Annotated in this window: 15 protein-coding genes; all 15 read right to left on the bottom strand. The window is 31.7% G+C overall.

Annotated elements, in window-relative coordinates; genetic code table 11:
* Positions 1–952 precede the first annotated feature (952 nt).
* The 15 genes from glmS to BUB51_RS04735 all read right to left on the bottom strand — a co-directional run bounded on the left by glmS (position 953) and on the right by BUB51_RS04735 (position 17,516).
* Complete coding sequence (glmS, locus tag BUB51_RS04805) at positions 953–2,779, bottom strand: glutamine--fructose-6-phosphate transaminase (isomerizing) (protein WP_035164805.1); 1,827 nt, start codon at positions 2,777–2,779, stop codon at positions 953–955.
* 404 nt (positions 2,780–3,183) lie between these two features.
* A complete protein-coding gene (gene glmM / locus BUB51_RS04800) occupies positions 3,184–4,530 on the bottom strand; it encodes a phosphoglucosamine mutase (RefSeq protein ID WP_073195951.1) in 1,347 nt (448 codons plus the stop codon).
* Between the two features lie 125 nt (positions 4,531–4,655).
* Entirely contained in the window at positions 4,656–5,537 is an 882-nt protein-coding gene (locus tag BUB51_RS04795) for a YitT family protein (RefSeq protein WP_242945551.1), read from the bottom strand.
* A 147-nt stretch (positions 5,538–5,684) separates the two neighbouring features.
* On the bottom strand, positions 5,685–6,224 hold the full coding sequence (locus BUB51_RS04790; protein WP_035164801.1) for a 2-oxoacid:acceptor oxidoreductase family protein: 540 nt from the start codon (positions 6,222–6,224) through the stop codon (positions 5,685–5,687).
* A 1-nt stretch (position 6,225) separates the two neighbouring features.
* Positions 6,226–6,972, bottom strand: coding sequence for a thiamine pyrophosphate-dependent enzyme (locus tag BUB51_RS04785; protein ID WP_073195950.1), 747 nt, complete (start codon positions 6,970–6,972; stop codon positions 6,226–6,228).
* Positions 6,972–8,033: a 3-methyl-2-oxobutanoate dehydrogenase subunit VorB gene (locus BUB51_RS04780; protein WP_035164798.1), complete on the bottom strand. Its 1,062-nt coding sequence runs from the start codon at positions 8,031–8,033 to the stop codon at positions 6,972–6,974. The genes BUB51_RS04785 and BUB51_RS04780 overlap by 1 nt, the downstream gene beginning before the upstream one ends.
* Before the next feature lie 20 nt (positions 8,034–8,053).
* Positions 8,054–8,284 carry a 4Fe-4S dicluster domain-containing protein gene (locus BUB51_RS04775; protein WP_035164795.1) on the bottom strand — a complete coding sequence of 77 codons (231 nt, stop codon included), beginning with the start codon at positions 8,282–8,284 and terminating at the stop codon, positions 8,054–8,056.
* 152 nt (positions 8,285–8,436) lie between these two features.
* On the bottom strand, positions 8,437–9,111 hold the full coding sequence (locus BUB51_RS04770) for a nucleotide-binding protein (RefSeq protein WP_035163895.1): 675 nt from the start codon (positions 9,109–9,111) through the stop codon (positions 8,437–8,439).
* 11 nt (positions 9,112–9,122) lie between these two features.
* Entirely contained in the window at positions 9,123–10,199 is a 1,077-nt protein-coding gene (gene buk / locus BUB51_RS04765) for a butyrate kinase (protein WP_073195948.1), read from the bottom strand.
* Between the two features lie 14 nt (positions 10,200–10,213).
* On the bottom strand, positions 10,214–11,119 hold the full coding sequence (gene ptb, locus BUB51_RS04760; RefSeq protein ID WP_035163893.1) for a phosphate butyryltransferase: 906 nt from the start codon (positions 11,117–11,119) through the stop codon (positions 10,214–10,216).
* Positions 11,112–12,203, bottom strand: coding sequence for a butyrate kinase (gene buk / locus BUB51_RS04755; RefSeq protein ID WP_143153568.1), 1,092 nt, complete (start codon positions 12,201–12,203; stop codon positions 11,112–11,114). The genes ptb and buk (BUB51_RS04755) overlap by 8 nt, the downstream gene beginning before the upstream one ends.
* A gap of 227 nt (positions 12,204–12,430) precedes the next feature.
* Positions 12,431–14,149: a sigma-54 interaction domain-containing protein gene (locus tag BUB51_RS04750; protein WP_278294159.1), complete on the bottom strand. Its 1,719-nt coding sequence runs from the start codon at positions 14,147–14,149 to the stop codon at positions 12,431–12,433.
* A gap of 17 nt (positions 14,150–14,166) precedes the next feature.
* Positions 14,167–15,405: a CdaR family protein gene (locus BUB51_RS04745; protein ID WP_073195943.1), complete on the bottom strand. Its 1,239-nt coding sequence runs from the start codon at positions 15,403–15,405 to the stop codon at positions 14,167–14,169.
* The gene (gene cdaA / locus BUB51_RS04740; RefSeq protein ID WP_035163890.1) at positions 15,386–16,219 is read right to left on the bottom strand and encodes a diadenylate cyclase CdaA; all 834 of its coding nucleotides are present in this window, start codon (positions 16,217–16,219) and stop codon (positions 15,386–15,388) included. Before cdaA ends, BUB51_RS04745 begins: the two co-directional genes overlap by 20 nt.
* 94 nt (positions 16,220–16,313) lie before the next feature.
* Complete coding sequence (locus BUB51_RS04735) at positions 16,314–17,516, bottom strand: CapA family protein (RefSeq protein ID WP_073195941.1); 1,203 nt, start codon at positions 17,514–17,516, stop codon at positions 16,314–16,316.
* Positions 17,517–17,562: the final 46 nt, after the last annotated feature.

Genomic DNA, 17,562 nt, shown 5'->3' with positions numbered 1-17,562 from the left:
TACTTGTAAATATAATCTATAACCTTTGATTTGAATTTTTTGTCTTTTATTCTCATTTTATATGTTCTTATATTTTTATTTCCGGTTATAGATTTACTCATTTCCTTTTAACTCCCTTTATAATTTTTTTAACTATTTTTTGAATTTATAATTGTTTTAAGGTTTTTATAAATATTTTGTAACTGTTAATTACCTCCCTTTAAAAAAACATAATAAAACTGTTCTAAATGTTATCATATTCACTTTGCCATATTAGTAAATTCAATAAAATATCATGACATCCTTCATTTTTATATGATTTATTTTAATATTTATCTAAAAATAATTTTATATAAAACAAAATCTTCAATTAAATTGAATAAATTAAGGTAGATTTTGCCTATATCCATTACGGAAATTATATTTGAAATTATCCACATGTACACTCAAAAAAACTCCTCCTAACTTCTAACTGTCCTCAACCCCAGTCTACTTCTCCCTTAAACCTCATTCTCCTTAAGACTCGATTAAAATAAAGTCGTCCTAAAATTCCCTATTTTACCATATATGGAACTAAAAAACAATAAAAAAGTCGTCATAATTTTAGAAATAAGTTTAAAGGATTAAGGGAGTAAGGATTACTATTTTTCTTCATTATTTTTAATCCTTTTTCTAGTTCCTAAATTTATTTAATCCATCTATTTTAAATAATCTATTCAATTCTATACAAGTATTTCAAAGGCTTTAAAGATACTTCTATTTTCCTTTTCTATATGTTTTTTCTATTTCAAAATCTATTTTTTTCTCCTCTTTTTCTATTCTATTTATGGTTTCTGAACATAAAAAAATCATGATTCTAATGCTCTGAAAAAGCACTGAATCATGATTTTTTATGACAACTTTTTTATTATTAAAAGAAGTTTTTTATTGTTGTACAATTCGACAACATTATTCCCCAGGAAATAATATTTTCTTATTCGACAGTTACACTTTTTGCTAAATTTCTTGGTTTGTCTACATCACAACCTCTCATTACTGCAACATAGTAAGCTAGTAATTGAAGAGGTATAACGCTTAAAACTGAAGTTAATTCATCTACAACATCTGGAATATATATTACAGTATCTGCTGTTTTTTCTATTTCCTCATTTCCTTGTTTAGTTAAAGCTATTACATATGCACCTCTAGCTTTCACCTCTTTTATATTACTCAACATCTTATCATATAGCCTTTCTTGAGTAGCTATAGCTATAACTGGTGTTCCTTCTTCTATTAAAGCAATTGTTCCATGTTTTAATTCCCCAGCAGCCATTGCCTCAGAATGAATATATGAAATCTCTTTAAGTTTTAATGAACCCTCTCTTGCCACGTCATAATCTATACCTCTACCTATGAAAAATACACTTTGTGCCTTATAAATTTTTTCACTAGCTTTTTTAATTAGCTCTGTATTATCTAATATTCTTTGAGCCTTTTCTGAAAGACCTCTTAATTCATTTAATACTTTATCATACTCTTTTTTATCAATAGTTCCCTTCTTAACTGCCATATCAAGAGCTATTAAAGCCATTGAAACTAATTGTGTTGTATAAGCTTTAGTTGAAGCAACGGCAATTTCTGGACCAGCCCAAGTGTAAAATACTTCGTCAGCTTCTCTTGATATTGTACTTCCTACTACATTAGTTACAGCATATACTTTTGCATTGTTTTTCTTAGCAAGTCTTAAAGCAGCTAACGTATCAGCAGTTTCACCAGACTGACTTACTACTATCATTAGAGTATTTTCATCAATAAATGGACTCCCGTATCTAAATTCTGATGCCACATCTGCAATTACAGGTATCTTTACATATTTTTCAATTAGAACTTTGCCAAGTAAACCTGCATGATATGCTGTACCACAAGCTATAATATAAACTCTATTTATTTTTTCTAATTCTTCTTTTGTAATCTTTATATCATCAAGTTTTATTACATTATCTTTATTTATTCTTGGTGAAAGAGTATCTTTTATTGCTTTAGGCTGTTCATAAATTTCTTTTATCATGAAATGGTCATATCCACCTTTTTCTGCTGCTTCTACATCCCAATTAACTGTGAAAACTTCTTTTTCTACAGGCTTTCCGTTAAGCTGCATTACTTTAATATTGTCTTTTTCTACAACAGCCATTTCTCCATCTTCTAATATATAAACATTTCTAGTATATTTTAATATCGCAGGTATATCGGATGCTATAAAGTTTTCTCCTTCTCCTATTCCTATTATTAATGGACTATCTTTTCTTACTGCAATTAATTTGTCAGGATTATCTTTGCAAATTACTCCCAATGCAAAAGCTCCCTCAAGTTTTGATACTGCTTTTTTTACAGCTTCTAATAAGTCCCCATCGAAGTAATAATCTATTAGATGAGAGATAACTTCTGTATCTGTCTCTGAAACAAATTTATATCCTTTATCCTGTAATTCTTCTTTAAGTTCTATAAAGTTCTCAATGATACCATTATGAACTACAGCTATGTCTCCTGTCCTATTAGTATGAGGATGTGCATTTTTGTCCGATGGTTCTCCATGTGTAGCCCATCTTGTATGTCCAATACCTACAGTAGCATTAAACTCTTCCTTGCTTAATTTTTCTCTTAAAACCGAAAGTCTTCCTTTATATTTTCTTACTTTTAATTGTCCTTTATCAAAAATTGCTATACCAGCAGAATCATATCCTCTATATTCAAGTTTTTCAAGTCCTTCAACTAATATTTCATGAGCTTTCTTACTACCTATATATCCAACAATTCCACACATAATAACACTCCTTTTTGTCATTTATCATGAATTATACACGATACTTACTATCATCTCTATTACAATTCAGAGGCACAACAAACTAACCCATTGGAAATGGGCTTATTAATCCACCCGATTCTTTTTGTCCCCATAATCGCTTATGGGTTTTGTAGAATCTTTAACGGTGGTGGATACACCGCAGGGTATCCGCCGAAATTTCGATAACCCCTGTCCTCGTCAACTTAAAAGTAATACTTTTAAGTCCTGGCGCTTTTTATTCAATTGTCTACTTATTTTTTTAATATCACCCCCCAACCCACCTTGAATTTGAAATTAAAAATTTAAAATTGAGAATTTGAATTAGCTATTATATATCAGCTAATTTTTACATTTTTAATTTTACATTTTCAATTTTAAATTTCTTAATTCAGTCTTTCTTCTATAAGATTTGCTAACTCTTCTGCCATTTTTTTTATTTCATCTTCGTTTTTTCCTTCAATCATAACACGAACTAATGGTTCTGTACCAGATGGTCTTATTAAAACCCTTCCTGTATCTTTTAAACCTTTTTCTATTTTCTCAATCTCATTTCTAATTATTTCATCTTCAAGATACTTTTTCTTTTTATCATTAGGCACTTTAGCATTTATTAATACTTGTGGTAATGTGGTCATTGTTTTAGCAAGTTTAGAAAGTTTTTTACCCTTATTCTTTACAACACTAGTTAATTGCAAGGCAGTTAATACTCCATCTCCTGTCGTATTATAATCTAAAAATATAATATGTCCTGACTGCTCTCCACCTAAAGAGTAATCTTTACTTAACATTTCTTCAATAACATATCTATCCCCTACTTTAGTCTTAACAATTTCTATTCCTTTTTCTTTTAAACAGATATCAAGTCCCATATTACTCATTACAGTTGCTACTACAGTATTGCCTTTAAGTTTATTTCTTTCTTTTAATGCTATTCCGCATATAGCCATTATATGATCCCCATCTACTATTTTACCCTCTTCATCAACTGCTATTAATCTATCTGCATCTCCATCGAATGAAAGTCCAATATCTGCACCTGTTTCTAAAACTAGCTTTTGTACTTGATTTGGATTAGTAGAACCACAATCCACATTTATGTTAACTCCATTTGGCATGTTATGAATTACCACTACCTCTGCGCCTAGCTCTTCAAATACAGTAGGAGCTATTTTATATGCTGCACCATTACCACAATCCATTGCTATTTTTAACCCTTTTAAATCAACATCAACAGTGCTTTTTAGAAAATCTATATATTTTCTCTGCCCATCTTCTAATCTTTTAACTCTTCCTACATTCTCTCCTATAGGCCTTACTGGTATTTCACTATTATTTAAAATTATTTCTTCTATATCTCTTTCTACTTCATCATTTAGTTTATATCCTTTAGAATTGAAAAATTTAATACCATTGTATTCTACTGGATTATGTGAGGCTGAAATTACTACTCCTGCATCAGCATTATATTCTCTCGTTAAATATGCAACTCCTGGTGTTGGTATAATACCTACAGATAAAACATCTACACCAACAGAACAAATGCCTGATATTAATGCAGCTTCTAACATATCTCCAGATATTCTTGTATCCATTCCTACAACGATTTTCGCATCTTTTTTTCCTTTAGTTAGTATATATGCTCCAATTCTTCCCAATTTAAATGCTAATTCAGGAGTTAATTCTTTATTCGCTACACCTCTAACTCCATCAGTCCCAAATAATCTCCCCATATTAAGCCCTCCTTATATAACTATACTATTTTATGATAACATATTGTGTGTATTGTAACAACTACCCATTTTAGTTTAAAATTGTTTTAAGCCAAAAGAAAAAAAGGTAAGGATTAAACCTTACCTTATATTCCAACACTCTTAAACCCTCTACCTTTTACTTCTTGTATATTATTGATTGTCATAAAAGCGCTAGGATCTACTTCTTCAACTATCTCTTTCAATTTTCCAACCTGAGTTGAAGTTACAATACAGTAAATTACATTCTTATTATTTTTAGTATATCCACCTTCTCCTTTAAGGAAAGTAACTCCTCTGTGTAGTTTCTTCTGTATTGCTTCTCCTAACTCTTGAGACTTATCTGATATTATTATTACATTTTTCTTAGTATCTAATCCTTCTTGTACCTTATCAACTATCTTATATGATGTATATAATGCTATAAGCGTATACATTGCTGGTTTTAATCCGAATAGTACTGAAGACAATGCTATAATTATCGTGTTAAATCCCATTAATCCTGTCCCAATGTTTATATTATATTTTTTCTTAAATATCGCAGCTATTATATCTAATCCACCCTGTGATGTTCTGTTTCTGAATAATAAACCCATACCTAATCCATTTAGTATTCCACCAAAAATAGCTGCAAGCAATATATCATCCATCATTATAAGTTGGTCAATTCCTCTAGTTAACTCAAGTAAAAACGACAAAGTTAGCATTGATATAAAACTATATGCTGTAAATTTCTTATCTATAATTTTAGAACCAATTATAAAAATTGGTATGTTAATAATGAATATAATAAGTCCTATTGGTAAATCAGTTAAAAAATGAATCATTATAGATATTCCACCAACTCCACCGCTTAGTAAGTGATTTGGTACGAAAAAACCATTGAAAGCAATAGAGCAAAACAAGTTCCCCAATAAAGTAAATACGATTTTACTTGAGTAATCCATTAAATTTTCAGAAGTAGAAGACATTCTCTTAGCAATTTGCAATCCACATAACCTCTTTTCATTCTAGGGGAAGACCCCTATTTTTTTCAACATCATTATACCCTCACTCTTAAAATATTGCAACATATTTATAAAATTTTTTTATGAAAAAAATGAAACAGAAAACCGACCAATTTTGGTCGGTTTGTACTATTTTCTTATTAATTCTGCTCCTCTTTCAAGGGCTTTTTCATTTAATGGAATTAAATGAGCTTTAGTCTTTCCAAACACTTTCTTTAAAGCTTCTAAAACTGATTCGACTTTAACCGCTTTAGTTAGCTCTAAATAAGCACCTAACATAACCATATTAGCAACCTTACCGTTTCCTAATTCTACTGCAATTTCATTTGCTGGAATATAGTAAGCATTTATATCATCTCTTTCAGCCTTCTTATCTATTAATGAACTATTTATTAATAAGTTCCCATCTTTAACAACAAAACTTTCAAACTTGTCTAATGACGGTCTATTCATAACTATAGCAGCAGTAGCCTCTGTTACTATAGGTGAACCTACTGGTTTATCTGAAACTATAACGTTACAGTTTGCAGTACCTCCGCGCATCTCTGGTCCGTAAGATGGAAGCCATGATACATTTTTACCTTCTATCATACCTGCATAAGTCAATAGCTGTCCCATTGACATAACTCCCTGACCGCCAAATCCAGCCATTATAACTCTTTCTTCCATCTTATTTCACCTCCTCAGGTGTTCTGAAGTTTCCTAATGGATAATAAGGTATCATATTTTCTTCAAGCCACTTTAATGCCTCTACTGGAGTTAATCCCCAGTTAGTTGGACATGTTGAAAGAACTTCAACTATTCCGAATCCTTCACCTGCTAACTGAACTTCAAAAGCCTTCTTTATAGCTTTTTTAGCTTTTCTAATATTAGCAGGATTATGAACTGATACCCTCTCAACAAATTTAGCTCCATGAATTGTAGCAAGCATTTCTGCTACCTTTAATGGTCTACCTGCATGTTTTTCATCTCTACCGTATGGAGCAGTTGTTGCTTTTTGTCCAACCAATGTTGTTGGAGCCATTTGTCCACCTGTCATACCGTAAATAGCATTATTAACAAATATTGTAGTTATTTTTTCTCCGCGGTGAGCAGCATGTATGATCTCAGCAGTACCAATGGAAGCTAAGTCTCCGTCGCCTTGATAAGTAAATACTACACTATCAGGATGAACTCTTTTTATACCAGTAGCAACAGCTGGTGCTCTACCATGAGCAGCTTCATGCATATCACAATTGAAATAATCATAAGCGAAAACTGAACATCCAACTGGAGCTACACCGATTGCCTTACCTAATACATCTAATTCCTCTAAAACTTCAGCTACTAACCTGTGAATAATACCGTGTGTACAACCAGGACAATAATGGAATGGCTTATCTGTTAAACCCTTAGTCCTTTCGAAAACCTTAGCCATTACTTTTCACCCCCTGCTATCTTCTTAATCTCAGCCACTATAGCATCTGGCTCTGGTACCATACCACCTGTTCTACCATAGAAATAAACCGGCTTTCTACCATTTATAGCTATTTTAACATCATCAATCATTTGTCCAGTACTCATTTCTACTGTTAATATTCCCTTAGTCTTATCACTTATCTTTTCAAAAGCTTCATCTGGGAATGGCCATAATGTTATTGGTCTAATTAAACCAACCCTTAACCCTTCAGCTTCACATTTAGCTATAGCATTTTTAACAACCCTTGAAGTAGTACCATAAGCTACTACAACTACATCTGCATCTTCAAGGTTATAAGTTTCATATCTTACTTCATTTTGTTTTATAACTTTATATTTTTCTTCTAATCTTAAGACATGATCCTCTAATTCTTTAGGGTCTATAAATAATGAATTTATGATATTTGGTTTTCTCTGTCCTTTTGTTCCAGTAGTTGCCCAATCTTTAGGTGGTAGATTTCTCTTCTTAGGCTCTTTAAATTCAACTGGCTCCATCATTTGACCAATCATACCATCTCCCACAACCATTACAGGAATTCTGTATTGATCAGCTACATCAAATGCTTCCATAACCAAATCAACAGTTTCTTGTAATGTAGCAGGTGCATATACTACTGTTCTGTAGTCTCCGTTTCCACCACCTCTAGTAGATTGATAATAGTCAGATTGAGCAGGCTGAATACCACCTAAACCAGGACCTCCTCTAACTATGTTAACAATTACACAAGGTAATTCAGCACCAGCTATATATGAAATACCTTCTTGTTTTAATGCTATACCAGGGCTTGATGAAGAAGTCATTACTCTTGCACCAGCTCCTGCTGCACCGTACACCATGTTTATTGCAGCTACTTCACTCTCAGCTTGTAAAAATACTCCACCAACTTTTGGCAATTCTCTAGACATATATTCAGGAAGCTCATTTTGTGGTGTAATTGGGTAACCGAAGAAATATTTACAACCAGCTTTAATAGCTGCTGCACCTATGGCTTCGTTACCTTTCATTAAAATCTTAGCCATTTATTTTCCCTCCTTAATAATTATTCTTCTATTATCCTCTCAACTTCTATAACAACATCAGGACAAATTGTTGCACAGTTTCCACAACCTATACACTTATCCATTTCGATAACTGTAGCTGGGTGGTAACCTTTAATGTTAATCTTTTCTTTGTTCATCACAACAATATTAACTGGACATGCAGTTGTACATAATTCACAACCTTTACATAAATCTTCCTTGAATGTTACCTTTCCTCTAGCTTTAGCCATTTACAACCCTCCCATTTTTAAATTTAAAATTGAAAATTTAAAATTGAAAATTTAAAATGTAAAATTATTGAACTTATAAAATCTTTAGATATATTAAATATTAATTTTACATTTTCAATTTTACATTTTTAATTCGATTGCACATAGTGCAATTAGAGCATCCATTCTTCCCTCATATAAAGCGTTATTGGGAAAATTTCACCTTCAAGATTTGACGGAAGCTCTCTAGCAACATGTTCTAAAACAGATATATATTTAATTGGAATATTCAATTTTTTCGATACTTCTTCTGCTAATTTCTGACCCTTTAGAACATCTTCTACAGTAGTACTTTTAAGTAAATGTGTATTATTAATAAGTCCTGTTACTTTTGCTCTTGAAACTCTTTCAATTTCCTTCAAGTACTTTATAGTATTTTCTACTTCTTGAGTTTCAGGTCTATTGGCATTTATTACAAAGAACATATCATATTTTCCTTCTTTGAAATAATTATAATATCTTCCAAGAACTCTAGCACCAACAGGGTCTCCACCTACATCTAGTACTACATCATAGCTTTCATCTTGTAATGGAGCAAAAATTTCAGCAGATACGGCAGGTACATCTGCCGCATGGGCTTTGATTGAACTTCCTATTACCTTAATACCCATTTCAGATAATAAATTTTCTTTCTCTCTACTTCTAAAATATGGATTAACAACATCTAAGTCAGCTAATGCGACTTTTTTCCCACTTTTAGCTAATTTGGCCGCATAATTTACTGCGAACTCTGTCTTACCACTTCCATAATGCCCTGTTATAATTCTAATTCTATTATCATTTAGCATAAAATTCACCTCTAATTATATACCTTTGCTTCTTCTTCTCCTCTTAATACTCTTAATCCACCTTCTGCTAGAGCTATCATTTCATCTTCGCCTGGATATACAAATACTTTAGAGATAAAGCTTACCCTATCTATAATCCACTTCGTAAATCTCTTATCATAAGCTATACCGCCTGTTAGTATTATTCCATCAACTTTACCCTCTAATACAGCAGCTAAACTTCCTATTTCTTTAGCAACTTGGTAAGCCATAGCTTTATACACTAATTCTGCCTTTTTATCCCCATTTTCTATCATTTTAACTACTTCTCTAGCATCATTTGTTCCAAGATATGCAACTAAACCACCATTACCCTTTATCTTCTTCTTCATGTCAGCTAATGTATACTTACCTGAAAAACAAAGTTTAACTAAATCTCCTACTGGAAGTCCTCCTGTTCTTTCCGGTGAGAATGGACCTTCACCATCTAATGCATTATTAACATCTATAACTCTGCCATTTTTATGAGCCCCTACAGAAATTCCTCCGCCTAAATGAGCTACTATTAAGTTAACTTCATTGTAAGCTTTTCCCAATTCTTTTGCTGCCCTTCTAGCTACAGCCTTTTGATTTAATGCATGAAAAATACTCTTTCTTTCTAATTCTGGCATACCCGATATCCTAGCCACTTCTTCCATTTCATCAACAACAACCGGGTCAACTATAAATGCTGGTATATTTAACTGGGAGGCTATCTCATGTGCTAAAATACCGCCCAAGTTTGAAGCGTGTTCGCCAAGAACACCAACTTTTAAATCTTCAAGCATTCTTTCGTTTACTTTATAAGTTCCACCAGCTATAGGCTTAAGTAATCCACCTCTGCCAACTACAGCACTTAATTTAGTTAAATTAATGCCCTTTTCATTTAATGTTTCAAGTATAATGTTTTTTCTAAATTCATATTGGTCATATATTTTACTATACTTTGATAATTCTTCAGTAGAATGTCTTAAAGTCTCTTCTAAAACCGGCTTTTCATTATCATAAATCGCTATTTTGGTAGAAGTAGAACCAGGATTTATAATAAGCAATCTAAATACTTCACTCATATTTTCTCTCCTTTCTATTTGTTAGTAGCCATTAAAACGCCAAGAGCAATTGAATTTAGTTTAGCACTATCACTATCAGCTCTTGAAGTTAAAACTACAGGAGCTTTTGCACCTACAATCACACCTGCATTTTGAGCCTTTGATAAGAATACTAAAGATTTATAAAGCACATTACCTGCTTCAATATACGGCATTAACAATATATCAGCATCTCCAGCCACAGGATGTTCTATTCCTTTATGTTTAGCGGCTTCTTTTGATATAGCATTGTCTAATGCAAAAGGTCCTCCAACAATACAGCCTGTAATCTCACCATTTTTGTTCATTTCTTCTAGTTTTTCTGCATCAACAGTAGCAGGCATTTTAGGATTTACTTTCTCTTTTGCACAAACTACTGCTACCTTTGGATTTTCGATATCTAATGAATGAGCTACAAATACTGCATTTTCAATGATTTGTTTCTTCTGCTCCAAATTTGGAGCTATATTCATAGCCGCATCTGTTACAAATAAAATCTTATCGTAAGTTTCTACATCAAATACTGCAACATGACTTAATACTTTACCTGTTCTAAGTCCTATTTCTTCATCTAATACAGCCCTTAATATTATTGAAGTATCCACTAACCCTTTCATTACCATATGAGCCTTGCCACTGCTTACAAGCTCAACAGCCTTTCTTGAAGCTTCTTTTAAATCTTTTAAGTCTATTACTTCAAAATCATTTAAATTCATTCCAATTTCATCAGCTATTTGAGTTATTCTCTCTTTATCACCAACTAATATCGCATCAGCTATTCCCATTTCTTTAGCCTGTTTAATTGCAATAAGAACTTCCTTATCTTGTGCAGCTGCTACTGAAATAGTTTTAGGCCCTCTTTCTTTAGCTAATCTCAAAACATCTTCAAAACCTCTAATCATCTATTCTCACCTCGTTCTCATATATTTTCTCTTTCTCTTTACCCGAAAGCACCCTTAAAACTCCACCATTTAATGCTTCCATCTCATCCTCACCCGGATAAACAATAACAGGTGCTATAAACTCAACCATTCTCTTAATGTAATCTGTTAATAAATCAGAATATGCTAATCCTCCTGTTAAAATAATTCTATCGACCTTACCCTCTAAAACAGTCGCCATAGCTCCTATTTCTTTTCCAATTTGATATGCCATCGCATCGAATATTAATTTTGCCTTCTTATCCCCATTTTTAACCATAAGAGTTACTTCTTTTGCATCATTAGTTCCTAGATACCCTACTAATCCGCCTTTACCTCTAAGTTTATTTTTAATTTCCTTGTAAGTATATTTTCCAGAATAACACATCTTTATCAAATCGCCTACAGGAAGTCCTCCTGTCCTTTCCGGTGAAAAAGGTCCCATTTCATTCGCATTATTCACATCGACAATTTTACCTTTTTTAACAGGTGCTACTGATATACCTCCGCCCAGATGAGCAACTATTAAGTTCAAATTTTTTAGTTCCTCACCTAATTCTTCAGCCGCTCTATATGATACTGCTTTAATATTTAATGCATGTAACAATGATCTTCTCGGTATTTCGGGCATACCTGAAATCCTAGCTATGTCATCGAATTCATCAACCGCAACAGGGTCTACTATGTATGCTTTAATCCCTTCCTTATCTGCTATCCCTTTCGCTAACATTCCACCTAAATTTGAAGCATGTTCCCCTTGTACTCCTGCCTTTAAATCTTTAATCATCTTCTCTGTTACTAAATATGTTCCCCCAGGCATCGGACGAAGTAGTCCTCCTCTACCTACAACAGCAACTAAAGATGAAGTTTTAATTCCCACTTCCTCTAGCCAGTCCATTATAAGTTTAAGTCTATATTCGTACTGGTCTGTTATTTTGTCGAATTTTTCCAAATCACTTGCGCTGTGCTCAATCTTCTTTAGGATAACCTTTTCCTTCCCCTGATAAACAGCAACTTTTGTTGAAGTTGAACCAGGATTAATAGCAAGTACATATTTCCTTTCCATCATTTCACCCCTATATTTTTTCTAACGTTTATTGTATGCAATATATATGCCAACTATAATGTTGAAAGAATCTTTTAGAAATAAAAGCTGAAATAATTCATTTAACATAAATAAAAGCTATAAAGGTTTAATCTCTATAGCTTTTATTTATTCTATCATAATTTTATTGCGCAAAATTTTGCATGCATTTTTTTGCACAGTCCATTTGTTCTGCAATTTTTTGCATACTAATTTATGTTGTATTTTTCCATTTTATAGTATAAACTTCTAATAGAAATCCCTAAAGCTCTCGCCGTTTTAGTTTTATTATTTTTATATTTTTTAAGAGTTTTAGTTATTAATTCTTTTTCTAATTTTGATACAGCTTCTTCTAATGTAATATCTTCTAAATCATTAATATCTTCTGTTTGGACTAAATTTTGTCTGTCGTATTTAATATAAGAATCTATCAATGGTATATGCTTAACATCAATAACATTCTCACAATGTTTCATGTTTATTATTGCCCTACCAATAACATTTTCTAATTCTCTAACATTCCCTGGCCAATCGTGTTTTTTTAAAATGTCTAATGCTTCTTTTGTTATATCATTAATCCTTCTGCCGTACTCCTGATTAAATTTTTTAATAAAGTGTATAACTAAAGGATATATATCATCTTTTCTATAACGTAATGCCGGAATGTTAATTGGTATAAAATTTAATCTATAATATAAATCTTCTCTGAATTTCCCTTCTTCCACAGCCTTCTCTAAATCTAAATTTGTAGCAGTGATTATTCTAACATCTATTGGTATAGGTTTTGTACCTCCTACTCTTACAATCTCCTTTTCCTGTAAAACTCTTAAAAGTTTAGCCTGTGTATTTAAACTTATATCTCCAATTTCATCTAAAAAGATAGTACCTCCGTTTGCCTGCTCAAATAGCCCCTTTTTACCACCTTTTTTGGCTCCTGTAAAGGCTCCTTCTTCATATCCAAATAATTCACTTTCAAGTAAATTCTCGCTTAAAGCAGCACAATTAACTCTAACAAATTGACTAAATTTTCTATCGCTTTCATTATGGATTGCATGAGCAAATAGCTCTTTACCTGTACCACTTTCACCTCTTAATATAACTGTAGCTGGGGTATTTGCTGCCTTTTTAGCTTTTTCAATCGCCTTAAGTATCAATTCATTTTGCCCAATAATATCATCAAAAGTATATTTAGCTTCCAACTTTCTAATTATCTGTTTAGCTGCATTCAGTTCTTTATTTAGCTTTATGATTTCGGATACATCACGTAAAACTCCAACACTACCTCTTAATTCCCCATCAACTATAATTGGTGCAGCCGTAGCTATTACCTCTCTTTTATTTGGACCTACTATTAATCTAGCGTTTCTTATAGGCTTTTTAGTAGCTAATACCTCCATATGAACACTCTGTCCCTCTACCAAATCTATAGTAGCAGGTTTTCCTAATATATCTTCTTCTCTCAAACCAGTAAGCTCGGTATATGCAGGATTTACCATAACATTTATCCCATTTTGGTCTACTACTGAAATAGCATCTTGTGTAGAGTTGAAAATAGCTTCGAGCATACTCTGTATTTCTTTTAAATTCGTTATCTGTGTTGCTAAATCTAATATATCTGTAACATCTCTAAAAACAGCCACAGCCCCTATTATTTCTCCATTTTCATCTTTTACTGGCATCCTGTTAGTAATTATTTTTATATTACCCAAATCTTGCTGTCTATTTAATTCATAATCTCCAGTTTCCAATATATGCACAAGCCTTGTATTTAATATGACTTCCTTTACCGACTTTCCTAAAGCATATTTACTATCAATGCCCGTTAATCTTTCAGCAGCTTTATTAAACAAAGTTATTATTCCATGCTTATCTACTGCAATCATCGCATCGTAGGTAGAATCAAGTATAACTTCTAATTCCCTTCTCAAATCAGCCCACCTCATGTCTAAAGAGTCAAATTCTCATCTGTTTTCTTCTTTAAATATATTTTAAAAATTTTTGGGTTTAATTTTACTATTCCTACTTTAGAAGGCTTTTTTATCTTTATGTCTACATTGTGAACTCCTTCTTTTAAATTATCAAGATTAGCACTTATTTTTATGTCATTTTTAGTTAATGCATTTATAATGCTTTCAACGGCTGTAACAGTAACTGTTAACTTTTTATCCGATTTATCTTTGTCTATTTCCAATTCTGTATCTAAATTGGTAAAATCAATATCATCTATATTAAACTCTAATGTCTTTTCAACTTTCTTCTCAATTTCTACTTTAACGTTTACTGAATCATTCCCGTCAACTACTTCAATACCATCAGGTAAAATTAATGGTGTTATTTTGCTTATACTTTTTGCAACATAATCAGCACTTACCGGCTCTGTCTCTATTTCTTTTATATCTTTTATTATTTCTTCTGGCCCTCTAATTTTCACATGGTCAGGTTCTGAAATAACATTTATTATTTCATATCCTATCAAAGGAGTTCCTGTAATTTGCGGTTTAATTGGAACATCCTTAACTTTTAATATAGGTATTTTTACATCTACAATTTTTGGTTCTTTAATGACTCCTTCTACCTCTTTACCTCTATCATTTACAGCTTTCAAAGGTACACTTGTAATTATGTCCTCTGTTGAATTATTTAAATTGACATATGCAATAACATTTGTTACTGAATTAACCCATGTCCTCGGTCCTTTGATGTAAACTGTGCTTGGCTTTACTACTCCCTTTCCTGCACTATATCCTATGCCCTCTTTCCCTGTTAATCTCAATATAACATGCTTTTGTTTCTGAACAATTTTATCAAACTTAAAAACAACTTGTTTAGGATAATAATCTTCTATTTCTATTCTACTATCATGAGTTCTCACTTCAATATCAACTCTGTGAGACCCTTCTTTATATCCACTTAAATCAGCCTGTGCTATTATATCATCTGCAGTTATATCTATTAATTCTTTTCTTCTACCAGATAGTTTAACTTTTACTGTTACTTCTTTAGGTTCCATAAGAGTTATCCCTGAAATCTGCAGAGCATCAAGATTTACTAATTCTACTTTTATATTTTCAATTTCTTTTGTTATTTTAGGATTTACATCACTCATAACATAAGTCCACAATATAACTGCGAAAAAAACAGCTATTATTTTTATAGTAATATTTCTATTCTTGCTTCTCGCCATTTTTTATCCTCCATCTAACAAATAGTCCTCGTCTCATTTCATTAGTAATATAAACATCTTCTAATATCTTTTCTAACGTTTTAATATCAATATAACGAGAAAGTTTGCCATTATCAGCTATCGATATAACACCTGTTTCTTCTGAAACTATTATAGCCAAAGAATCCGATTTTTCAGTTATCCCTAATGCGGCTCTATGTCTTGTACCTAATTCTTTGCTGAGATTCATATTTTCAGTTAATGGCAAAAAGCAGCCGGCAGCCTTTATAATATCGTCTTTTATTATTACTGCTCCATCATGCAATGGAGTATTGGGTATAAAAATATTAATTAAAAGACCACTCGATACCTTTCCATTAATTAGGGTACCTGTTTCTACTACTTCATTTAAACCCGTTGTCCTTTCTAATACTATTAATGCTCCTATTTTTTGTCTTGATAAAGACGCCACAGCCTCTAATATCTCGTTTATAACATTGCGAATATTTTCATCTTCTACTTCAATAATCGTCTTCATTAAAAATCTGCTTCTGCCAATATATTCTAATGCTCTTCTTAATTCTGGTTGGAAAACTATCAAAAGAGCTATTACTCCAACTGTCATGGTCTTCTCAAGAATCCAATTTATTGTAAATAATTGCAGCCATTCACTTATTTTCGTAATAACCAGTAAAACTAAAATACCTTTAATTAACTGTTCTGCTCGCGTCTCTCTAATAAGCATAAAAAACTTATAAAAAGCAAAAGCCACTATAGCAATATCTATAATATCTCTTATCCTAATATTCATAAATAGTTCCTTTAAAAAATGCATTTTAACACCCCTGGATTATTTTTCTACCTAAATAAAATTATACAATATATACTATTTAATATAAATATATAAACAATATTTTGGGCATAATGTTCTACTGTTGTTTATTCTGATTGATTATCCCCATTGTAGCTTTATAAGATACTTTTAACTTATTTAACAAATTTTCAGAAATTCCTTCTGATTTTCCATTTAAATAATCAATTGTCGGTAAAATCTCATATTTGTATTTCCCATCAGAAACATATCTATTTACCCAAGTAGGAATATATTCTACTTCTTTAATTTTCGTACTATTTTGTGTTAAATCTTTTTCTAAATGGATTTTAACTATTACCCCATCTTCAGTATATCTGTTTTTTACAGTTTCATATCTTTGATTGGAAATAAAGTTGCCCATTGAATATATTACATATTTTACTTGCCCATCTATTTTTTTAAATTCAGCTTTCTGTATAACATGAGGATGGCTGCCTAATATAATATCTGCTCCCCACTCAAACATCTTTTGTGCTAATGAAACTTGAAATTCAGATGGCTCTCTCTGATATTCATTGCCCCAATGAATAAATATTACTACAATATCTGCTTGTTTTTTTGCAATTTTTATATCATCTTTAATCTTATCTTCATCTATAAAGTTAACCATATATTCTAATTCTTCTTTTGTCAGTCTCGATTCAAGACCGTTACAACCATAGGTATATGACATGATAGCAACTTTAATACCTTTAACATCTTCAATAAGTAATTTTTTTTCAGCATTTTTATATGTACCAACATTTTTTAAACCAAATTCGTGTATATTTTCTATTGTTTCAATTAGCCCTTCCCTTCCTACATCTAAACTATGGTTATTTGCTGTTGATAAAACGTCAAAGCCTATATCTTTAAGCGTCTTTATAGCTGATTTTGGAGTATTAAAAGTAGGATAACCTCTAAACCTGTGTTCTGGGCCTGCTGTTACTGTTTCAAAATTGCCTATAGCTAAATCTGCACTCTCAATATATTTTTTTACCGATTTAAACATATCATCAAAATTATATGTTCCACTTTTTACATCTAATGCACTTTTTATTTGAGGAGTATGGAACATTATATCCCCTGTCGCTACAATAGTCGCTTGAACTTTATAATTTTGCTTAAGCTGTTTTTCTAATATTTCATCAGGCTTTTTATGATATATAATCTTTTTTTTAGGGCTTGTCTCATATTTATCTGCAATATACCCTGCTAAAAAAAGAAAAATAAATAAAAAAAATATAGAGATACTTAGAATTAATCTTTTCCTTTTCATGTAGCCCACCTTTACTGTTTTTATTCTTTATAATTATATTTTAAAC

The organism is Caloranaerobacter azorensis DSM 13643 (genome assembly GCF_900129995.1).
Classification (GTDB): domain Bacteria; phylum Bacillota; class Clostridia; order Tissierellales; family Thermohalobacteraceae; genus Caloranaerobacter; species Caloranaerobacter azorensis.
Note: the sequence above shows the minus strand (reverse complement) of the source record. Positions and strands in the feature narration are given on the sequence as shown.